This is a genomic window from Enterobacter sp. SECR19-1250 (assembly GCF_013391025.1).
In the GTDB taxonomy this organism is placed as follows: Bacteria; Pseudomonadota; Gammaproteobacteria; order Enterobacterales; family Enterobacteriaceae; genus Enterobacter; species Enterobacter cloacae.
The window spans coordinates 1-19,979 of sequence record NZ_JACASJ010000054.1; the positions used below are offsets into that span (position 1 = coordinate 1).

At 48.1% G+C, this 19,979-nt stretch carries 20 protein-coding genes and 2 pseudogenes; 13 read left to right on the forward strand and 9 right to left on the reverse strand.

The window, feature by feature from the left end:
- Positions 1-50 precede the first annotated feature (50 nt).
- Together HX884_RS14830 and HX884_RS14835 are read left to right on the forward strand one after the other, a co-directional pair.
- Positions 51-506: pseudogene (locus HX884_RS14830) on the forward strand (type II secretion system protein GspD); the annotation flags it as partial.
- A gap of 88 nt (positions 507-594) precedes the next feature.
- The gene (locus HX884_RS14835) at positions 595-843 is read left to right on the forward strand and encodes a hypothetical protein (RefSeq protein WP_001399975.1); all 249 of its coding nucleotides are present in this window, start codon (positions 595-597) and stop codon (positions 841-843) included.
- A gap of 535 nt (positions 844-1,378) precedes the next feature.
- Here the strand turns inward: HX884_RS14835 and HX884_RS14840 are convergent.
- The 3 genes from HX884_RS14840 to HX884_RS14850 all read right to left on the reverse strand — a co-directional run bounded on the left by HX884_RS14840 (position 1,379) and on the right by HX884_RS14850 (position 3,089).
- Positions 1,379-2,473 (reverse strand): hypothetical protein, encoded by a 1,095-nt coding sequence (locus HX884_RS14840; protein ID WP_178328411.1) that lies wholly within the window; start codon positions 2,471-2,473, stop codon positions 1,379-1,381.
- A 72-nt stretch (positions 2,474-2,545) separates the two neighbouring features.
- A complete protein-coding gene (locus HX884_RS14845; RefSeq protein ID WP_074398853.1) occupies positions 2,546-2,776 on the reverse strand; it encodes a hypothetical protein in 231 nt (76 codons plus the stop codon).
- A 121-nt stretch (positions 2,777-2,897) separates the two neighbouring features.
- Positions 2,898-3,089 carry a hypothetical protein gene (locus HX884_RS14850; protein WP_127649440.1) on the reverse strand — a complete coding sequence of 64 codons (192 nt, stop codon included), beginning with the start codon at positions 3,087-3,089 and terminating at the stop codon, positions 2,898-2,900.
- A gap of 152 nt (positions 3,090-3,241) precedes the next feature.
- Between HX884_RS14850 and HX884_RS14855 the strand changes: the two genes are divergently transcribed.
- From HX884_RS14855 to HX884_RS14885, 8 genes are all read left to right on the forward strand, one after another.
- Positions 3,242-4,342 carry a phage/plasmid replication protein gene (locus HX884_RS14855; RefSeq protein WP_233599584.1) on the forward strand — a complete coding sequence of 367 codons (1,101 nt, stop codon included), beginning with the start codon at positions 3,242-3,244 and terminating at the stop codon, positions 4,340-4,342.
- A gap of 22 nt (positions 4,343-4,364) precedes the next feature.
- On the forward strand, positions 4,365-4,655 hold the full coding sequence (locus HX884_RS14860) for a hypothetical protein (RefSeq protein ID WP_049122938.1): 291 nt from the start codon (positions 4,365-4,367) through the stop codon (positions 4,653-4,655).
- Between the two features lie 2 nt (positions 4,656-4,657).
- Positions 4,658-4,756: a tail virion protein G7P-2 gene (locus HX884_RS27250; RefSeq protein ID WP_015979771.1), complete on the forward strand. Its 99-nt coding sequence runs from the start codon at positions 4,658-4,660 to the stop codon at positions 4,754-4,756.
- A gap of 91 nt (positions 4,757-4,847) precedes the next feature.
- Complete coding sequence (locus HX884_RS14865; RefSeq protein ID WP_015979773.1) at positions 4,848-5,072, forward strand: major coat protein; 225 nt, start codon at positions 4,848-4,850, stop codon at positions 5,070-5,072.
- A gap of 67 nt (positions 5,073-5,139) precedes the next feature.
- Positions 5,140-6,534: a hypothetical protein gene (locus HX884_RS14870; protein ID WP_178328413.1), complete on the forward strand. Its 1,395-nt coding sequence runs from the start codon at positions 5,140-5,142 to the stop codon at positions 6,532-6,534.
- Positions 6,535-6,536: 2 nt separating this feature from the next.
- On the forward strand, positions 6,537-6,878 hold the full coding sequence (locus HX884_RS14875) for a minor coat protein (protein WP_080330447.1): 342 nt from the start codon (positions 6,537-6,539) through the stop codon (positions 6,876-6,878).
- Complete coding sequence (locus HX884_RS14880; protein ID WP_172863042.1) at positions 6,878-7,939, forward strand: zonular occludens toxin domain-containing protein; 1,062 nt, start codon at positions 6,878-6,880, stop codon at positions 7,937-7,939. Before HX884_RS14875 ends, HX884_RS14880 begins: the two co-directional genes overlap by 1 nt.
- Positions 7,920-9,209, forward strand: a complete 1,290-nt coding sequence (locus tag HX884_RS14885) for a secretin N-terminal domain-containing protein (protein ID WP_080330449.1) — start codon at positions 7,920-7,922, stop codon at positions 9,207-9,209. The genes HX884_RS14880 and HX884_RS14885 overlap by 20 nt, the downstream gene beginning before the upstream one ends.
- Positions 9,210-9,539: 330 nt before the next feature.
- Here HX884_RS14885 and HX884_RS14890 read toward each other — a convergent pair whose 3' ends face one another.
- Positions 9,540-9,695 carry a hypothetical protein gene (locus tag HX884_RS14890; RefSeq protein ID WP_157858749.1) on the reverse strand — a complete coding sequence of 52 codons (156 nt, stop codon included), beginning with the start codon at positions 9,693-9,695 and terminating at the stop codon, positions 9,540-9,542.
- 958 nt (positions 9,696-10,653) lie between these two features.
- On the opposite strand from HX884_RS14890, the gene HX884_RS14895 reads away from it, so the two are divergent.
- Complete coding sequence (locus HX884_RS14895) at positions 10,654-11,229, forward strand: hypothetical protein (protein ID WP_028027882.1); 576 nt, start codon at positions 10,654-10,656, stop codon at positions 11,227-11,229.
- A gap of 27 nt (positions 11,230-11,256) precedes the next feature.
- Here the strand turns inward: HX884_RS14895 and HX884_RS14900 are convergent.
- From HX884_RS14900 to HX884_RS14915, 4 genes and pseudogenes are all read right to left on the reverse strand, one after another.
- Positions 11,257-13,732, reverse strand: a pseudogene (locus HX884_RS14900) (efflux RND transporter permease subunit).
- A gap of 10 nt (positions 13,733-13,742) precedes the next feature.
- Complete coding sequence (locus tag HX884_RS14905; RefSeq protein WP_178328414.1) at positions 13,743-14,984, reverse strand: efflux RND transporter periplasmic adaptor subunit; 1,242 nt, start codon at positions 14,982-14,984, stop codon at positions 13,743-13,745.
- An 11-nt stretch (positions 14,985-14,995) separates the two neighbouring features.
- Positions 14,996-15,337: a cation efflux system protein CusF gene (gene cusF / locus HX884_RS14910; RefSeq protein WP_020688657.1), complete on the reverse strand. Its 342-nt coding sequence runs from the start codon at positions 15,335-15,337 to the stop codon at positions 14,996-14,998.
- Positions 15,338-15,364: 27 nt separating this feature from the next.
- Positions 15,365-16,750 carry an efflux transporter outer membrane subunit gene (locus tag HX884_RS14915; RefSeq protein ID WP_178328415.1) on the reverse strand — a complete coding sequence of 462 codons (1,386 nt, stop codon included), beginning with the start codon at positions 16,748-16,750 and terminating at the stop codon, positions 15,365-15,367.
- A gap of 162 nt (positions 16,751-16,912) precedes the next feature.
- Here HX884_RS14915 and HX884_RS14920 point away from each other — a divergent pair, with 162 nt between their 5' ends.
- Both HX884_RS14920 and HX884_RS14925 read left to right on the forward strand, forming a co-directional pair.
- Positions 16,913-17,596: a copper/silver response regulator transcription factor gene (locus HX884_RS14920; RefSeq protein WP_029883300.1), complete on the forward strand. Its 684-nt coding sequence runs from the start codon at positions 16,913-16,915 to the stop codon at positions 17,594-17,596.
- Positions 17,586-19,043, forward strand: coding sequence for a Cu(+)/Ag(+) sensor histidine kinase (locus HX884_RS14925; RefSeq protein WP_178328416.1), 1,458 nt, complete (start codon positions 17,586-17,588; stop codon positions 19,041-19,043). Before HX884_RS14920 ends, HX884_RS14925 begins: the two co-directional genes overlap by 11 nt.
- Here HX884_RS14925 and HX884_RS14930 read toward each other — a convergent pair.
- A complete protein-coding gene (locus HX884_RS14930; protein ID WP_178328417.1) occupies positions 19,011-19,922 on the reverse strand; it encodes a LysR family transcriptional regulator in 912 nt (303 codons plus the stop codon). The two genes, HX884_RS14925 and HX884_RS14930, sit on opposite strands and share 33 nt — an antisense overlap.
- Positions 19,923-19,979 lie beyond the last annotated feature (57 nt).

The following is a 19,979-nucleotide window of genomic DNA, read 5'->3' on the forward strand; positions in this document are numbered from 1 at the left end:
GATGCGTGATCTGATCCTTCAACTCAGCAAAAGTTCGATTTATTCAACAAAGTCCGTCTTTTTCAGTCGGCTCTGATGTGCCAGTACTGGGCAGTGTTACGGTGAATAACAATACGACAACGCAATCCGTTGAATATCGTTCCAGCGGTGTTTTGTTTAACGTGACGCCATCAATCAAAAGTCGGACAATGGATCTCAAGATTCAGCAGCAGCTTTCCAACTTTGTGACCACTGAAACCGGCGTCAATAACTCGCCAACCCTTATCAAGCGTGATGTAACAACCGAAGTCAGCCTTGCAGATGGTGATATTATTTTACTTGGTGGCCTTGCTGAACAGAAAGACAGTAAGGCCAGTTCCGGCTGGAGCTTCTTCGGTTCCCGTACCAGTGAAAGCAACAAGACTGATATTATGGTGATGCTTCAGGTCAGAAAGGTTGACCGGAGCAGGGCGACGCCCCGCAGCGCCGCGAGGAGCGGTGAACTGTTCCGGGACAACCTGAACTGATTGTATGGATTTTTATTATGGCGTTAACTTTTATGGGGTATGAACAGTACGACATCTTCTAGGTATTCAGTTACTTAGAGGATTTATTATGTCTGTAAAAAATAAGGCGCGTGACCGACTTCCCGGTGGCCGCCTTAAGTCTTATCGTCGTGTAGGTTCACATTTTGCCAGTTGTGCCAGATGGTTTGATAAATCGCCGTCCTGGTATCGCAATATGATGATGACCAGGCCTGAGCGCCGTGAAGTCAGAAGGCTTCTCAATCAGGTAATGCGTGGTCATGATGCTGACGGCATTGCTTTTCCGGTCAGTCATCGTCCGTTTGTTTATTGGTGGTGAATTTCGTACGCACGAAATTTCACGCATAAACACCAGACAAAAAATCGTTAACTGTCTGTTTTGAAAGATAACGCCGGTCAGTGACAAAACTTGTTTTGTTGCTGTCCGGGGTTGGCCAAGCCGTACAGTTTCCATTTTCAGCGTTATGGCTGATTCGGCGCGGCAGCATTCATCGGGGCTTATCATGGAAAAATTCATGACACATCAGGAGCATGGTGATGGCACTGAAGAAGTGGTGTTTGATTCTCGTGTATCAGGTACAGATTTACCAACTAACTGGATGAACAGGCCTGATTGGTGAGGTCAGGCCGTTCACTTACTGCTGACAGACATTTGATTCTGATTCGTTTGGAGAAACGGATGATTTTGAATCACTGTCGATAGTAGCCAGTTGACGGCCAGTGTCAACGATTCCCGCCAGATTCTGCCATCCTTACCATTGGTGCGCATAATGTACGACACGTTATGTTGAAAAGGCCGCTGCGAAAATCTCTCTCGCAGTGGCCTCTTTAGCATAACGTCATTGTGCGAACCACTATTTAAATAGCGACCTGATTTTCTCATTGTAATTAGCTTGAAAAAACATCTCTACCTCTTTATTCACCAATCCTTCAGATGCCTTGATGTCTATCTCAGCATTCATATCATCTAAAGTAAGATAGCTTTTATCATCTCTGCTTAATATTAAATAGCTCATGCTATTGGGTTTGACAATAACCTCTGTCGAATCAAAAAATGTCTTTCCACCGATGACTGTGCTGTTCGCATGGTATTTTTCATATATTTCTTGTTTGGCCTTCTCCTGGGTTTGTTCATCGGCAAAATCACTTATATTTGATATCTCCCCCCAAAAAGCATGGTTTGAATCCACTCTATAATTGGCTTTAAATACCATTGGAGAATTTAGCTTATTTACAAGCCTAAATTTATATTGGATTTTACCGTTAAGTTTCCTAGCATCAACCAATTCTATTGGATACTCTTTTTTGGCAATGTCGTAGTTTTTTATTATTATGTCGTTTCCAAATGGGGAAATCAGAAAACCGTTGTTTTTGTAATCACTGTAAAACAAAGAATTGTGGGTGTATCCTATTGTTTTTTCAGGGGAATCCCCACTGCTTATCATGTAGCTTAATGCGCCTAGTACCGTTGTGAATAGAGCAACGGTGAACGTTAAGACCCCTGCACTGGGAGGGACTACATCTTGTGTTAGATATACTTTCCCGTTTGTATCTTCTGATTTTATCCGCGGCTTTATTTTTTTCTCTAATTTCCTTGCACCTTCAACTAATATCACCATTGATATTTTCTCAGAGGGTATGACTCTATCTATATGTATTTCACCATTCTCATTTTTATAATCATAAGTAGATGATAAAACACTACAGCTTAATCCATTTGGCATTTTTATAATTACGTTTTTTTCTTTATCCTTCCCGTTGTTATATATGCTAGAGTTTATTGTAAACGCATTGTCGGCAATTGAAGTATTTTCAATCGAATTCCAGCATGACAAATAAAGCTGTCTCTTTCTGAACAAAGACAGCAATTTGTTTAAAATGAGAGCGACAAAAAATGAAATTATAACCTTCAATGTGTTCGACAAAATATCTTGCATTTTATTTCTCATTTTTATTTCTTTAGCAAATTATTCTGATTTTTTATTTCGGCTCAAAGTTAGCTCTGAGCCGATTGATATACATTACTTGTTTTTTATTTCGCACATGTTTATATAGTGATCTTCTGCTGCATCAACAATTTTAGCCAGACTTTGCCTTTCCGGGCCATCACGACCATCCAGCCCCTCACCCTCAGGGCGATTAAACTTAACAAAATCATAAACTTTTTTGACAAGAGTTCTTGCCAGTTCAGCTCGCGCAACTGGATTATCATTGGCTTGTTCATTCAGCCACTTCTCAATTTCGTTATGCATTTCTGATCCTTTCGAAAGGTAGTGGGGTATTACTGCTGTGTTTTGTCGATTTTGTGCCGCGAAGCGGTTCGGGGTTCTGTGACACCCCGAACTTTACCGTACATTCCTACGGTAGCTGGCTTCATTTCCCAGCTTTTCTTTGCTCCTGAGAGATAAGATCTTCCGCAGCATCCTTTGCATAATTGTCTACTAAAAAACCCAATATCTCTGTCCATGTGATGGTTTTGCCTAGTTTTACGCTTGCATTTATAGCTAATCGTTCTAGTTGCATCTTACGTTCTTCAGTCACGTTATATGTAGTTCGTTTAGCCATCGTAAACCTCTTCGATCATTTTTGGGGAGTATACAGCTTCATGAACTCACTTGCTTAATACCTCTTGAACTCATTAGCTCATGCGTGTATCTTTGACACATGCCTGAGTTGATGAACTCATGAGTTGGAGGCGACGGGTGTTCTTTGATTGGATGACTATTGAACAGGATTTTGGCTTTCAACTGCCTATTTTGAGTGATGTCGCTTACCAGCGAATTCATATTGACACTGGGGAGGTATCTTCTTTGAGCCAGCCTGCGTTTCACCACAAAGGTTCTTTTTGTGATTCGGTTAAGATCTCAATTCGAGGCTCTTTGCTGAAAGTCTCAGGAAATCCTTCCCGATGGGGGCGGCTTGATAATTTATTTGGCCTCCCGACAGTAGATTCCTGCGTAGCGGTTTTTAATCAGATACTTTCTGAGATTGGTTTACCGGAGTTTACGAAATGCACAAAATTGATGCCAGGGCAGTCTAAAGAGAATGAGAAAGCCCATCTCATTGCTGATGGAGCAATTATTAAAGAATTGCACATTACTTCAAACCGAGCCGTAGGCAAGGGAAATGAGGATGATTATATATCTGCTCTTTCAACTCAGCCGTATAGAAATAGCATCCCAAATTTACATGCCAATGGAAAAACGGTTGAGTGGAAATCAAAAAAAGGATTTGCAAATCTTATGTACCCATCAGCATATAATAAAGCACATGAAATCGTCCTGCATTCCTTGACAAAAATAAAGAATCGATTCTCTGAGCAATCTCAGGAATACAAATATATTACTGACCTTATTTCATTTTGTAAGGAGCAGGGTGTAGTACGATTTGAGCAAAAAATAAAACCTCGATATATACAGAAGCACAAGCTTAATTATTGGGGGTTATCTGATTATTCTGTTTTACATAAGTTACATTCGGATTTTCTTGACCTTGATAAAAAGTTATCGGTGAATGCTATGGACTTTGAAACTATCAGTGACCATCTTGTAAGTAGTGGCGTTGTTGAAACCACCCGTGCAGCAAATACCACTGCAATGTATGCAATACAATGGTTTCATGGTCATATTTTTGATTTCAATAAAAAAGCAGTGCAAACACACCGGGCGCGGTTACGTAAAATTGGTATCGACATTGCGCAGAAATGCAATGTTTCTAAATTCTCTCCTGTGATTGTGAAACAAACACGGGAAATTAAGGTGAAGGAATGTGTAGCTCCATCATGGTATGTACGTCCGTCACATTTACGTGTTGCATAGTTGATTAATAAAAGGTGTTTATATGAGTGAGTTAGGAAATCTGGAAACCACTGTTACCGGGAAAATCAAACGATTTAATAACGGCGGCGGCTATTATTACACTACAGTGGTTTCTCCTGCCGCTGACGCATATAGTTTTCCTCCAGTTATACGCATTAAGTCCAAGAAATCACTTGGCCGTGTGGGGGATGAGATAGAAGATATTCACTGCCGGATTACAGGTTATGAACGTAGCTTTCCATATACAGATAAACAAACAGGTGAGCAATCCCGTGGGTTTAACGTAGACATGCTTCTTGAACTTCTGGAATAAACATGTCTGCAACAGACTTCGATTCTCTTTATCAATTAATATTTAATGCCGGGCTTGTTATTTGCTTTGGCCTTGGCGTTATTAGTGGTGGTCAAAGATGAGTGCACTATCTTACTTCTTTGCTGCTTATTGTGTTGGATGGGTTATATCCCATTCTATTCTGGTGTTTAAAAAACTATCTGAGGTTTCAACATGAAAAAATCAGTCGTTGCAAAAATCATTGCTGGCTCAACTCTGGTTATTGGTTCATCTGCCTTTGCAGCAGATGATGCAACCAGTCAGGCTAAAGCTGCCTTTGATTCTTTAACCGCTCAGGCAACCGAAATGTCCGGGTACGCATGGGCGCTTGTTGTTCTTGTTGTTGGTGCTACAGTGGGAATTAAGCTCTTTAAGAAATTTGTAAGCCGCGCATCCTGATTCAACATTATTTCGCTTCAACCATTTATTTGGGTGGCGTCTGCCACCCTTTATTCAGGTAGCATAAATGAAGAAAATAATTATCGCTTTATTTTTTGCTCCTTTCTTTACCCATGCAACCACAGACGCTGAATGTTTAAATAAACCCGCATTTGATGGCACATTAAGTAATGTCTGGAAAGAAGGAGACTCACGTTATGCAAATTTTGAAAACTGCATTTACGAACTTTCGGGTATTGGTATCGGTTATGATAATGATACTTCGTGGAATGGGCACTGGACGCCTGTTCGTGCTGCTGATGGCTCTGGCAATGGTGGTGATGATAATTCATCTGGCGGGGGTAGTAATGGAGACTCAGGAAACAATTCTACGCCAGATACAGTAACACCAGGGCAGACTGTAAATTTACCGTCTGACTTATCTGCTCTGAGCGTTCCTTCTAATGTGGTTAAATCTGACTCAATAGGTTCTCAGTTTTCGCTTTATACAAATGCCAATTGCACAATGTGCTCAGGGTATTATCTGTCTAACAATGCTGATTCAATTGCCATTGCTAGCATTATGGAAACGGTAAAGTATGATTATAACCAGCCTGATATGTGGTTTGAGCAAACCGACAGTGACGGTAATCATGTTAAAATACTACAGAACAGTTATAAGGCTGTTTCTTATAATATCGAATCAAAACAATCGGACGTGAATAACCCGACATACATTAGTTATTCTTATTCCGTTAATGTAAAGCAGGTTTCCTATGACACATCAAACGTCTGCATAATGAACTGGGAAACTTTTCAGAATAAGTGTGATGCCTCACGTGCTGTTTTGATAACTGATACGGTTACGCCATCTTATTCCAGAAATATAACAATACAGTCGAATATTAATTATCAGGGTGGCAATGGGTCAGGCGGGTCAGGCGGGTCAGGCGGGTCAGGCGGGTCAGGCGGGTCAGGCAATGATGGTGGCGGAACCGGGAATAATGGCAACGGAACCGGTGATTTTGATTACGTCAAAATGGCAAATGCCAATAAAGATGCACTGACTGAATCATTTGACTTGTCAGCTTTACAGGCCGATACAGGGGCATCTCTTGATGGTTCTGTACAGGGAACGCTGGATTCTTTAAGCGGATTTTCCGACAGCATTGGTGGGCTTGTTGGCAACGGGTCAGCTATTTCTGGTGAGTTTGCAGGTTCATCATCTGCGATGAATGCAATTGGTGAGGGTGATAAATCTCCTCTGCTGGACTCATTTCTGAAAGACGGATTATTTCCGACCTTACCTGAATTTAAACAATGTACGCCATTTGTATTTGCTCCCGGCAAAGAGTACGAGTTTATTATTGAGTGCAAATACATTGATATGTTTAAAGGTATTTTTGCTTTCATATTATATTTCTGGACGTTCGTTACTGTTTACGATTCTTTTTCTGGAATATTACGTAAGGGAAGGGGGTAACCATGCCAGCTTTTCTTGGGCTTCCTGTTCTGGCAAGATTTATTGGATGGCTTGCAGGTGCTCTTATTGCATATGCTGCCAAGTTTTTTACATTGGGTATTGCCAGAATAGCACTTGCAATTTCGCTATTCCTTGGTCTCATTATCGGTCTGAATGGATTGTTAGTTTCCTATCTCTCAGATCTTACTTCTGTATTACCGCCTGAAATTGCCAGTGCAATTTCTTATGTTGTTCCTGCTAATGCAGCACCATGTTTGTATGCGATTTTTTCGCTTAAAGCAGCAGTTTTTATTTTTGACGTTAAAGACAGAATTATAGGATACCTTGACTGGAATAAATCATAATGGCTGTATATGTCGTAACGGGAAAGCTTGGTGCAGGTAAAACACTGGTCGCTGTCGGTAAAATCCAGGACAAAATTGTTTCTGGTTGCAGGGTGGCAACGAATCTCGACTTGCGCATTCATAAGTTACCGAGAGTGGGAATATTTGCAAAGTCACCGGATGTTATACGGATACCTGACAAACCATCACTGGAAGACTTACTGGCAATCGGGAGAGGCAATAATTCCTATGATGAAAATAAAAATGGATTATTGGTTCTTGATGAATGTGGAACATGGTTTAACTCACGCTCATGGGCTGATAAAGAAAGACAGTCCGTAATTAATTGGTTTTTACATGCCAGAAAACTGGGCTGGGATATTATTTTTCTTATTCAGGATTTATCCATCATGGATAAACAAGCTCGTGTGGCACTAGCCGAGCATGTTGTTTATTGCAGACGCCTCGATAAAATCACAATCCCATTCATTGGCTCAATTTATAGTGTAATAACGGGTTCAAAACTTCCGCTGCCAAAAGTACATGTCGGAATTGTTAAATATGGTGACTCTCCTCAGTCAATGACTGTAGAACGCTGGACTTATACGGGGCGAGATCTGTATGCCGCTTATGATACCAAACAGGCATTTTCAGACGCTTATGAGCATTCATCATTCTCATACCTGACACCATATCTTTCACATGGCAGGTATGCCGTAAAGAGGGACGCTACATTTTATATGAGACTTTCCAGAATCTATTTAAAGAAATATTCAAGAGTATTGTGCCTGTTTTGTGGTTTTGTATCAGCATTCGCATACCTCAGTCTGTCCAGACCGGAAGCGACCACTCAGATAAAACCAGCATCGCCGCAGATTATCACATCCCGTTATAAACCATCAGATTTGAAAATAACAACATCGTATCGAATGGGAAATACGGTTGGTTTTGAGTTTATGGATGCTAAGAAGCAAAAAATCGCATCTGACGATCTAATTAAAGACGGTTTCCGCATGGTCTATATAGCACCTTGCGCGGTAGAGCTTATTAAGGATGGGAAACATGAAAAAGTTACTTGCTAGTTTGCTTTGTGCATTGTCATTTCAGAGCTTTGCTATCCCTGTCGAACTGAATAACGCGCCAGTCAGGGAGTTTGTTTCATGGTATTCAAAAACAACCGGAAAGCCTGTGATTATTTCACCGGACGTAAAAGGGGAAATTACAGTTTACTCAGCGGATGTCACCAAGGATGAACTGTCTCAGTTTTTTACGTCGGTTCTCCGGGCGAACGGTTTTGACCTCAGTCCGGGTAATCCTGCTGTGGTTCAAAAGTTTAACCGTGATACGTATGAATATTCCGATTCATTCTCAGAGCCGGTTCCGGCATCCTCTTATGAGGGGGATGTTCCTCCTCCAACTGGAGACTTTTTCACTAAATCTGAGATGCGCGCCAATTTGATTACTCAGACGTATCCGGTCAATAACGTCAGAGCAAAGGATCTCGCACCAGTTATTGATATATTCCTGAAGGGGGAAAATATTGCAGGTACTAAAGTTTATCCTTTTGATGGGGCGAATATTCTTGCTGTAACGGCATCAGCATCACAACATAAAGAACTTGCAGCATTTTTTCCCTCTGTTGATGTGCCAAGAACGCAGGTTCTTGTTGAATCAGTCATTTTTGAAACGACGGCTTCCGATGGTTTTGATTTCTCCTTTGCAGCGGGAGATCCTTCCGGCAGTCCGGTGGCGGGAGGAATCAATACTGATCGCCTCACGTCTGTTTTATCCAGCACTGGCGGCTCCTTTGGTATTTTTAACGGCAACATTCTGGGGCTTAGCCTGAAAGCGCTTGAAACATCGAGCAAATCAACGCTTTTATCAATGCCGCGCATCCTGACTATGTCAGGCCAGCCAGGAACATTTACGGCAGGGCAAAATGTTCCATTTGTTACGGGACGGGTCACGGGAGAAGCTGCAAATGTTAATAATCCATTTCAGACGATCGAGCGTCATGATGTGGGGATTTCATTGAAGGTTGTTCCGGTCGTGACACCCGGAGGATTGTTAATCATGGATGTTTCAACAAATGCGGACAGTATTTCTGATTCGCAAACGGCTTCCGACATCATCACAAATACACGCTCAATTTCGACAACCGTTCAGCTAAAATCCGGCCAGACAGTTCTGCTCGGCGGGATGGTGGATAACAGGGAAAGCGACAGTGATTCATCTGTACCGTGGGTATCGAAAATTCCCTTAATTGGTGCGCTCTTCACGTCCAAAAGCTCAAATGCAAACAAGCGCACGCTGTACATTCTCATTCGCGCCCGCGTCGTTAACCTGCTTTAATCCCGGATCACCGGCGTTCTCCCTGCGCAGCGGGGGGAACGTTGGTGAGAAGGGCGCTCAGACAGGAAAGTCCCCCCGTGCATATCAGGTGGAACAAATCGCCGCTTATCTCTTTTTTAATTATCGGCAGGCGGAACAAATCACCGTGCAACATTCCTGACTCAAAGGTGGGGAGCTATGCCGTTAAGGCATGGCAATAAATCAGTAACCTAATAACCAATTGATAATATTATGTTTTTACAACCTTTTAAACTTGAAAGGTGGGGTGTTATGCCGTGGAACATAAGGAGAGGCAAAAATCAGGGGGGGGGAACAAATCGCCGCTTTCAGCTAATCAAGTGGATAGTTTTTTGCCTCATACTGCATAATCAGCGTAGACAGTTCATCCAGTTTTCTGGCTTCCTCAGAACCATCCGGCGGGTCGAGATCGTAAAGCGGTGAGACTTCTTTTAGAGCAGCGTAATATTCCTGTTCATTTTTTATCATGACGGAAGCGTTCCTTATGCTGATGGCAAGACGCCAGTTTTTCGCATGCGAAAAAAATTTCTTTTCAGAGCAGTAGTAAACAACCGTGAACCCTGACATGCCCACGAAACCCGGACTCATTTTGCGGCAAGAGACAAGTAAGGTGCATGAGCCATTGCATAACCGCAGAGCTTGTCCGTCCTATAACATCGCAGACGATTTGTCGTGTGTAACTGGTGAGGAAACAGTACGACCATCCGCTTTGCATAATTGCTTACGACTGCATGACGATAATAGGACAGAAGCAATTGTGGCTGCAAAGGCTTTGGCGTTCATGTTTTTAACGGTAACGCCGGGAAGTGACAAAACTTGTTTTGGTGCTGACCGGGGTTGGCCAAGCCGCGCAGTCATTGATTATAGGTTTGGGGCTAATCCGGCGCGGCAGCTTCACCAGAGCCGTCCTGACGGACGATGACCTGATGGCTGGGTTTTCCTGTGCCAGAATGCTGGATTCTCTCTTACGCCTTACTGGTGCGCATAATGTATATTATGTTAAATACAATAAATCCTTAAATCATATCCTGTGCCTCAGCCTCTGTTCTCACATCATAATCAGTCAATGATGTCGGAAGGCTTTTCAAACTCTGGCGACCAGTACCCTCCACTTCCATGGTACGTTTCTGCCCCCAGGACGAACTGGGTACCGCAAAAGTTGCATGCAAAGTGGTAATCGACGATGTCGCCCCATATCATCTTTTCAGCGCACTCACTGAAGCTGTACTGATTCCAGTCGTCCTTTGTCAGAACTTCTGACAACATCCCTTCGTTGATTGCATTTCTGGCAATACGAATTGCTTTTCGTAACTGATCGGGCGTCCGGATAACGTACTTAACACAGAGTTCACGGCAGTGCTCGCAGCTCATATGGCTGAACCTCTTTCGCATGACGGGCTGATGACGTTTATGTCATTATATTCAAATGATTAAAGCACTATATCGTCGACTAAACCACTGTAACGACCTGGCGGTAAGAATCAGCAAGGCCAATACTGCACAACTGCAACAGTTAAAAGCGGAACTGGCCGAACTGATCGGGACACCCACGGGATGCTATACCATGGGCATTCCAGCTGTTCTCAGTACCCTTGGGGTGATCGTCAGTTTTGGGATACCGCAGCTGTGGTTAGGTTACAAAGTCAGCGCCGCCCTCGGGCAGCCTGAAGAAAGCGTATTTATATGGGTGGTTTTGATCGCCCTGCTGTTCTCAGGCATTAATGGCATGACGATGTTTCTGATTGGCAAAGGCCTCATGCGTGCCGTGCAGGTGCATCTTACACTGGCAGTTATGAGCCTTGTGTTAACGTCAGTCTATCTGCTGACTGCGCTAAGCGGTGCGAGTGTTCCGGGCGTCAGTCTCATCGCGGCGCTGATAAGCATCTTTATGCTTCTGCTCAGCGGTTACTGCATCCACTCTATTTCTTTCTATAAGATGCTGCTCTTTACCCTGCACAATCGTGCCTGGCGTAAACTTTTGCACCAGACTCGTAAAACGTAAAACCCCGCCATCTCTGGCGGGGTCTGTTTATTGCTTTTTATACCTGCGCAACCAGATAAGCTTATACGCCGCCGGAATGATAAACAGCGACAGCAGCGGCGCTGTTATCATCCCGCCAATCATCGGCGCGGCGATCCGACTCATAACTTCTGACCCCGTGCCGGTTCCCCAGAGTATGGGCAGCAAACCCGTAATGATAACCGCCACCGTCATCGCCTTGGGTCGGACACGCAGAACCGCGCCATGGTACAACGCGTCATCCAACGCTTGTGCGGTGAACGTCTCTCGCCGGGATAAGGCCGGGTTCGCTTCGATGGCATGGCGCAGATACATCAGCATCACCACGCCAAACTCGGCGGCCACCCCGGCCAGGGCAATAAAACCCGTGCCGGTGGCGACAGACATATGGAAGCCCTGCCAGTACAGGAACCAGATCCCCCCGATCAGGGCGAACGGTAAACTCATCAAAATTAATAAGACTTCATCAACGCGGCGGAATGCCAGATACAGCAGAATGAAAATGATCATCACCGTCATCGGCACCATCAGCTTCAGTTTCTTATTGGCGTGTTCCAGCAGTTCAAACTGACCGGAGCCACTGATCCTCGGGTTTCAGCTGAATGGTGGTTTCCACCATTTCAAGCGGTGCGGGGTCCGTTGCGGTCTCTGCCTTACCGGTCTTGCCAAACACAGACGCCACTTCAGGAACGGTTTTGATGAGCTTGTCCGTGGTCTGCAACAGCGTAGCCGCTTCAGCCGGAGAAACGCCCGGCAGTGTTGATGGCATATACAGCAGATCGCCTTCGTTGATCTTCGGCAGAAACTCGCCGCCCATCTGACTCAGCGGCCAGATAACCGTGAAGATCGACAAGGCCGCCACCAGCAGGGTTGTTTTTGGCCAGTGAAGCACCCGCAGCAGCAGCGGATGATAGGCTTTAATCAGCAGCCGGTTCAGCGGGTTACTGCTCTCGGCAGGATTTTTCCCCCGGATCCAGAAGCCCATCAGAATGGGAATGACGATAATGGCCAGCGCGGCTGCGCCTGCCATGGCGTACGTTTTGGTAAAGGCCAGCGGACCAAACAGACGCCCTTCCTGACCTTCGAGGGTAAAAATAGGGATGAACGATAAGGTGATGATCAGCAGGCTAATAAACAGCGCGGGGCCAACTTCAACGGAGGCGTTGGTGATCACCTTCCAGCGGGTCGCGTTATTAATCTGCTCGCCAGGGTGCTGATGATCCCACTCCTCAAGCCGTTTATGCGCGTTTTCAATCATCACGATGGCGGCATCCACCATCGCTCCCACGGCAATGGCGATCCCGCCCAGGGACATAATATTGGCGTTCAGCCCCTGGAAATGCATGACGATAAAGGCAATACACAGGCCTAGCGGCAGAGAGATAATCGCCACCAGCGCAGACCGCACATGCCAGAGAAACAGCGCGCAGACGATGGCCACCACAATAAACTCTTCCAGCAGTTTATAACTCAGGTTATCAATGGCCCGGTCAATCAGCTGGCTGCGATCGTAGGTGGTAACAATCTCAACACCTTCCGGCAGGCTGGCCTTCAGCGTCTCCAGTTTATCTTTTACCGCGGTAATCACGTCACGCGCGTTTTTACCCGAACGCAGGATCACCACGCCGCCCGCGACCTCTCCCTGCCCGTTAAGCTCGGCGATCCCGCGCCGCATTTCAGGCCCGGTTTGTACGCGAGCAACATCACGCAGATAAACCGGTACTCCGTTCTCGCCGGTTTTCAGGACGATGTTATTGAAATCATCAATGGTCTGAAGATAACCGCTGGCCCGGACCATATACTCTGCTTCCGCCATTTCGACCGATGAGCCCCCTGCTTCCTGATTAGAGGATCCCAGAGCCTGCTTCACGTCAGCCAGACTGATGCCGTATTGCGCCAGTTTCAGCGGATTGACCTGGATCTGATACTGCTTTACCACCCCGCCGACCGAGGCCACCTCCGCCACGTTCGGGATGGTTTTCAGCTCAAATTTCAGGAACCAGTCCTGCAAGGAACGCAGTTCGGACAGGTCGTGTTTACCGCTGCGATCCACCAGCGCATATTCAAAGATCCAGCCCACGCCCGTAGCGTCTGGCCCAATTTCCGAACTGACACCAGCAGGCAGCTTCCCCTGAACCTGATTGAGATATTCCAGAACGCGCGAGCGGGCCCAGTAGAGATCGGTCCCGTCTTCAAAAATAACGTACACATAGGAATCACCAAACTGTGAAAACCCACGCACGGTCTTCGCACCCGGCACCGACAGCATGGTCGTGGTGAGCGGATACGTCACCTGGTTTTCGACAATTTGCGGTGCCTGGCCGGGGTAACTCGTTTTAATAATCACCTGAACATCAGACAGATCGGGTAAGGCATCCACCGGCGTATTGATGATGGTCCATGTTCCCCAGACGCTAAGAAACAGCGCCCCCATCATCACCAGAAAACGGTTGGCGACAACGCGCCGGATAATCCATGCAATCATCGTCGTCTCCTCAATGGCCTGAATGACTCTTTTCAGGCTGACGCATACGCTCCAGCGCACCGGTAATATTGGCTTCGGAATCAATCATGAACAGACCGCTAACCACCACCGACTCCCCTTCGTTGAGGCCGGATCCTACGGCGGACTGCTGCTGGGATTCGTGCAGAACGTGGATCTGCTTCGGCACAAACCGCCCTTCCGCATCAACGGTGATGACCCGCTGTTCTTTACCCGTATCGATAACGGCCTGGGAGGGGATCAACAGCATATCCTGGCTTTGGGTGTTCAGCTTCAGATATGCATTCATGCCCGGCTTAAGCCGTTCGTCTTTGTTGGAAACCTGCAAGCGAACCTGCAGCGTACGGGTGGCAGGATCGACGCTTGGCAAAATGTTCCATTTTTCAACGTGAAAAGATGTATCCGGGTACGCCGGGACCGAAATGTCAAACTGCGAGGAGTCTTTCAGCAGATACGCGATGGATTCAGGTATGGCCGCGCTGATCCACACCGGATCCATCCCCTGAATCTGTGCCACAACCTTATCTTTCGAAATATTCATCCCGGTACGCAGGTCAAAGCCGGTGATCACCCCGTAAATGGGGGCTTTGATGGTAAACCGGGTCTGGACCGTGCGGGTCGATCGTAACCTTTGAATATCCGCTTCCGGCATGCCTGCCAGACGAAGCCGTTCAAGCACCCCTTTCAGCTGCGTGGGCGTGCCACCGGTGCCGGACAACAGAAGGAACTCACTCTGCGCTTCCACCCACTCCGGAATGGTGATATCGATGAGCGGCGTGCCTTTCTTCACACGATCGCCTGTCGTCAGGGGATACACTTTCTCCACAAATCCTTCGGATCGTGCCTGCACAATCACAAACTGATATTCGTTATAACTGACGTTGGCCGGGATGGTCTGGGCATAATTCAGCGTGCCGCGGGTCACTTTTTGCGTTTTTAATCCCAGGTTCTGAACCTGCGTCGGATCAATACGGATACCGGCACCGCTTTTATCGTCATTCTCATCCGCGTATTTAGGGACCAGATCCATATCCATAAACGGCGATTTACCGGGCTTATCGAATTTAACGTCGGGCTTCATCGGGTCATACCAGAAAAGCACCTTTCGTTCCGGCGGGGTATTTTCTGTTTTTTCTGCAGCATAAATATACTGCCACGCCGTCACTGCAATCAGCCCTCCCGCAAGAAGGCTGCCGATTATCATTGCAGCATATTTAACCTTTAACGATGCCATGCCGTGTCTCGCTATTTAATGCTCTTGAGTAAAGAGATATTGCCCTGCTGCACAAAAGAAAATTTCACGCGGTTGCCGACTTTTACGGCCTTAATACTTTCGTCTGCGTCAGTAAAGGTAAAACGCATGGTCATGGCGGGCCAGCCAATTTCCGGGATGGCTTCATGAGCGATCGTTACCTTTTTGTTTGTGAGATCAATGTCCTTTACGATGCCAGTCCCGGAGACAACCTGCTCTGTGGCCCCTTCGCTGGCAGCACTCATCTCTGCATGCTGATGAACCTCGGCCTGCAGGCCGGCAGAAAACATCATGGAGATCGCACCGAATACAACGGCCTTCATCGAATTACGCATATTATTTTCCTGTTGAGTTAACTGAGGTTATTCGACCCAACCGCCGCCCAGTGCGGTGAAGAGATTAATTTCATTAACCTGTCGGGCATAAATAAGGTCGAGAATATTTTGCTGCGTAGAAAACAGCGCGCGTTCCGCGTCTAATACTTCGATATAACTGACCGCACCGCGGGTATATAACCCTCTGGCACGCTGCAGGGTGATGTTTAGCGAATCAAGATACCGCTGTTGCGCAGCAAGCTGCTGGCTGAGGCTGTCCCGCAGTGCGAGCGCGTCGGCGACCTGTTTAAAGGCGGACTGAATTTTTTGTTCGTAATTTACAACCGACTGCTGCTGGCGAATTTCGGCCAGCTTCAGGTTGGCTTTATTCCTGCCCGCATTAAAAATGGGAATGTCTATTTTGGGAATAAAATTCCACATGCCGCTGCCGGACGTGAAGAGGCCAGATAATTCCGTGCTGCCCGTTGAAAGCCCGCTGGTCAGGGAGATGGACGGGAAAAAGGCAGCGCGCGCCGCGCCAATATTCGCATCGGCCGCTTTAAGCTGATACTCCGCCTCCATAATATCCGGGCGCTGCAGCAATATTGCCGATGAAAGATGGGGTGGTAGTTGTACCGGCACAATATCGCTGGCGTTCATTCCGCCGTCGCCCGGTAGCGCGCGATACGTTCCGAGGACCAGCTGCAGCGCATTATTGGCCTGTGCCAGCTCCCCCTCTCTTTTGGCAATTTCTGCCCGGGTACTTTCGATCTGCCCCCGGGCCTGCTCCAGCGCCAGCACGTTCGTGCTTCCCGTGACCAGCTGTTGCTCAACGAAGGCGTAAGACTGCTGATAATTTGACAGCGTATCGCGCGCGATACGCAGCTGTTTGTAGGCCAGCTGCTGGTTGAAATAGCTCTGGGACACATTAGCGACAAGCAAAATATGCACGGCACGACGGGCTTCTTCGCTGGCGAAAAAGTTTTGTCGATCGGCATCGCTCATGTTCTTTAGCTTGCCAAAAAAGTCGAGTTCGTAGCTAAGCGCAAGTCCCGCGTCGTACTGCTGTGAGGTGGGTTTGTTACTCTTAAGCCCCCCGCTGTAAGTGATGCCCGAGGAGGCGTTCAGTTGAGGATAACGATCCGCATCCGTCACGTTGAACTGCGCCCGGGCCTCTTCAACCTTCAGCGCGGCCATTTTTATATCGCGGTTGTTCTTCAGGGCCTCTGTAATCAATCCCGCGATTTGCGGATCGACGAAGAAGTTGCGCCAGCCGGTGTCCTGATACATGCCCTCCACGGGCGTCAGGCTGTTACGCGACAGCGAAAACTGCTGGGGTACCGGTGACGTCGGGCGCTGGTATTCAGGGGCCAGCGAGACGCATCCTGTCAGGATAAATACCGTAGTGATGCTTAGTCGTTTTAGCAGGAACATAGCGGTTCAGATGAATTCCAGAGTATTTTTAGGGCTACTCTACTGAACGCGTCCTGTTTGACGGGTGACAGGATAATGACAATGTTGTCATTTATGGCGTAAGTCATTGTTAACGGTCACGGGTGCAATAGAATGTGCTGAGCAGCCAGTCGGGGAAGCGTGATGAAAATATTGATTGTTGAAGACGAAATTAAAACCGGTGAGTACCTAAGCAAAGGGCTTACGGAAGCGGGCTTTGTGGTGGATCGCGCTGACAACGGCCTGACCGGCTACCATCTCGCCATGACCGCCGATTATGACCTGCTCATTCTGGATATCATGCTTCCTGATGTGAACGGCTGGGATATCATCCGCATGCTCCGCTCTGCCGGAAAGGGAATGCCGGTCCTGTTGCTGTCGGCTCTCGGCACCATTGAGCACCGGGTGAAAGGCCTGGAACTGGGGGCGGATGATTACCTGGTTAAGCCCTTTGCCTTTGCTGAGCTGCTCGCCCGGGTCAGAACGCTGTTACGACGCGGCAATACGGTGATCGCCGAGAGCCAGTTTACGGTGGCAGATCTGAGCATCGACCTCGTATCAAGGAAGGTAAACCGCGCCGGAAACCGCATTCTGCTCACCAGCAAGGAGTTTAGCCTGCTGGAGTTTTTTGTTCGCCATCAGGGTGAAGTGCTGCCCCGCTCGCTGATTGCCGCGCAGGTCTGGGATATGAATTTCGACAGCGACACCAACGCGATTGACGTCGCGGTGAAGCGGTTACGCGCCAAAATCGATAACGATTATGAACCGAAGCTGATCCAGACGGTACGCGGCGTGGGCTATATGCTGGAGGTTCCGGATGCAGAGTAAGCCCGCCAGACGCCCCTTCTCCCTGGCTCTGCGCCTGACATTCTTTATCAGCCTCTTCACCATTCTGGCTTTTTTCGCGTTTACCTGGTTTATGCTCCACTCCGTTGAAAAGCACTTTGCCGAGCAGGATATCAGCGATCTGCAACAAATCAGCCGCGCCATGCACCGCATACTGCAATCGCCCGCGGATCCGGATGAAAAGAAAATCAGCAAAATAAAAGAGTCGCTGGCCAGCTATCGCAACGTTGCCGTCCTGCTGCTCGATCCCCGTGGCAATGTGCTCTTCAGCTCACAGGGCGAGGCCATCCGGCCAGCGGTGAATGCCGCGGATTTCAGCGCCCATCGCCGCGCGCAGGATGTCTTTCTCTGGACGGTGGAGGATGCAGGCAAGGCGATGCACGCCGGGTCCGACATGAAGATGGAAACATACCGGATTATCGCCTCTTCCGGCACGGCGACATTGCAGGGAAAAGAACAACACTATGTCATGCTGATCGGCCTCTCCATTAATTTTCATCTTCACTACCTCGAGGCGCTGAAAAAGAACCTGATTGCCATCGCGGTGGCGATCAGCCTGCTGATTATTCTGCTCATTCGCATCGCGGTACGTCAGGGACACCTGCCCCTGCGTAACGTCAGCAATGCGGTAAAAAATATCACCTCAGAGAATCTGGATGCGAGGCTTGAGCCGTCGCGGGTGCCGGTTGAGCTGGAGCAGCTGGTGATCTCGTTTAACCACATGATTGAAAAAATTGAGGATGTCTTTACCCGTCAGGCAAATTTCTCTGCCGATATCGCCCATGAGATCAGAACCCCGATCACCAATCTGGTAACGCAAACGGAAATTGCGTTAAGCCAGAACCGCTCGCCGAAAGAGCTGGAGGATGTGCTGTACTCAAGCCTTGAAGAGTACAACCGGATGACCCGAATGGTCAGCGATATGCTGTTCCTGGCCCAGGCGGATAATAATCAGCTGATCCCTGACCGGGTAACCTTTGATTTGAGCGCAGAGGTGATGAAAGTCTTTGATTTCTTCGAAGCCTGGGCGGAAGAACGCCATATCACGCTGCGTTTTAACGGCACGCCCTGCCTGATAGACGGCGATCCGCAGATGTTCCGGAGAGCCATCAATAACCTGCTCTCCAATGCCCTGCGCTATACGCCGGACGGAGAAACGGTGACCGTGTCGGTAAGTGAAAAGGAAAACGTGTGCAAGCTGATCGTTGCCAACCCCGGCAAGCCGATCCCTGAAGCACATTTGCCCCGGCTGTTCGACCGCTTTTACCGGGTGGATCCGTCCAGACAGCGAAAAGGCGAAGGCAGCGGGATCGGCCTGGCGATTGTGAAATCCATCATCACCGCGCATCACGGCAACGTGCGTGTGGAATCCGATGCTGTGTCGACCCGTTTTATATTATCGGTGCCGCGACTGATGGCACACCGCTAGCACCTTCTCTCTGAGCCACCGGTGGCCCGGATCCTGTTCCATCCGCGGGTGCCACATCTGAGATACGGTAATGGTCCGGGTGTTGAACGGCAGTTCAAAGATGTGCACGTTCTCGCTCATCGGTTGATTGAGCAGATACAATGCCGGGACCATCGCAATCAGATCGGACGCCATCGCCACGGATAACGCAGTCGGAAAACCGGGCACCACGCTGGCGATTTTGCGTTTCATCCCCCGCGCGGCCAGGGCATCATCAACAAAACCGTGTGATGAGCCATTTGGCGCGGTCACCACATGACCCCAGGCGACATAATCCTCAAGGCTGACTATTGGCAGCGCCGCCAGCGGATGCCCTTTGCGCACCGCGCCAACAAAGCGGTCCTCAAAGAGCCGCTGCAGACGAATTTCGGGCCCCATGTTGCTCTGCACACCAATTTCCAGGTCAACCAGCCCCTCCCGCAGATAACGCGACGTTTTCTCCGGTTTCGGGGCAAAGCGGATGCAGACATCCGGCGCTGCTTCCGCAACGGCCGTAATTAGCAATGGACCAAACGCCACCACAAAGCCATCATTGGCTCTGACAGTAAACACCCGTTCAAGATTTTCTGCCCGGAAGGTGTCCGTTGAAGGCTGTAGTACCGCCCTTGCCTCATGCAGCGCATGTCGGGCGCGATCCCGGGTGGCTTCGGCCCACGGAGTCAGCACCATCTGACGACCGGCCCGCACCAGAATCGGATCGCCGGTGACCTCACGAAGTCTGCTCAGCGTGCGGCTCATGGCTGAGGTGCTCAGGTTAAGACGCCGCGCCGCCCCCGCCACGCTGGCTTCAGCCAGCAGGATGTCGAGCGCGACAAGCAAGTTGAAATCAGGATCGGTCACAAAACCTCCTCATACAGGGCGTTTGATGCAACGTATAAGTGCAAATGCTGCGTCTTC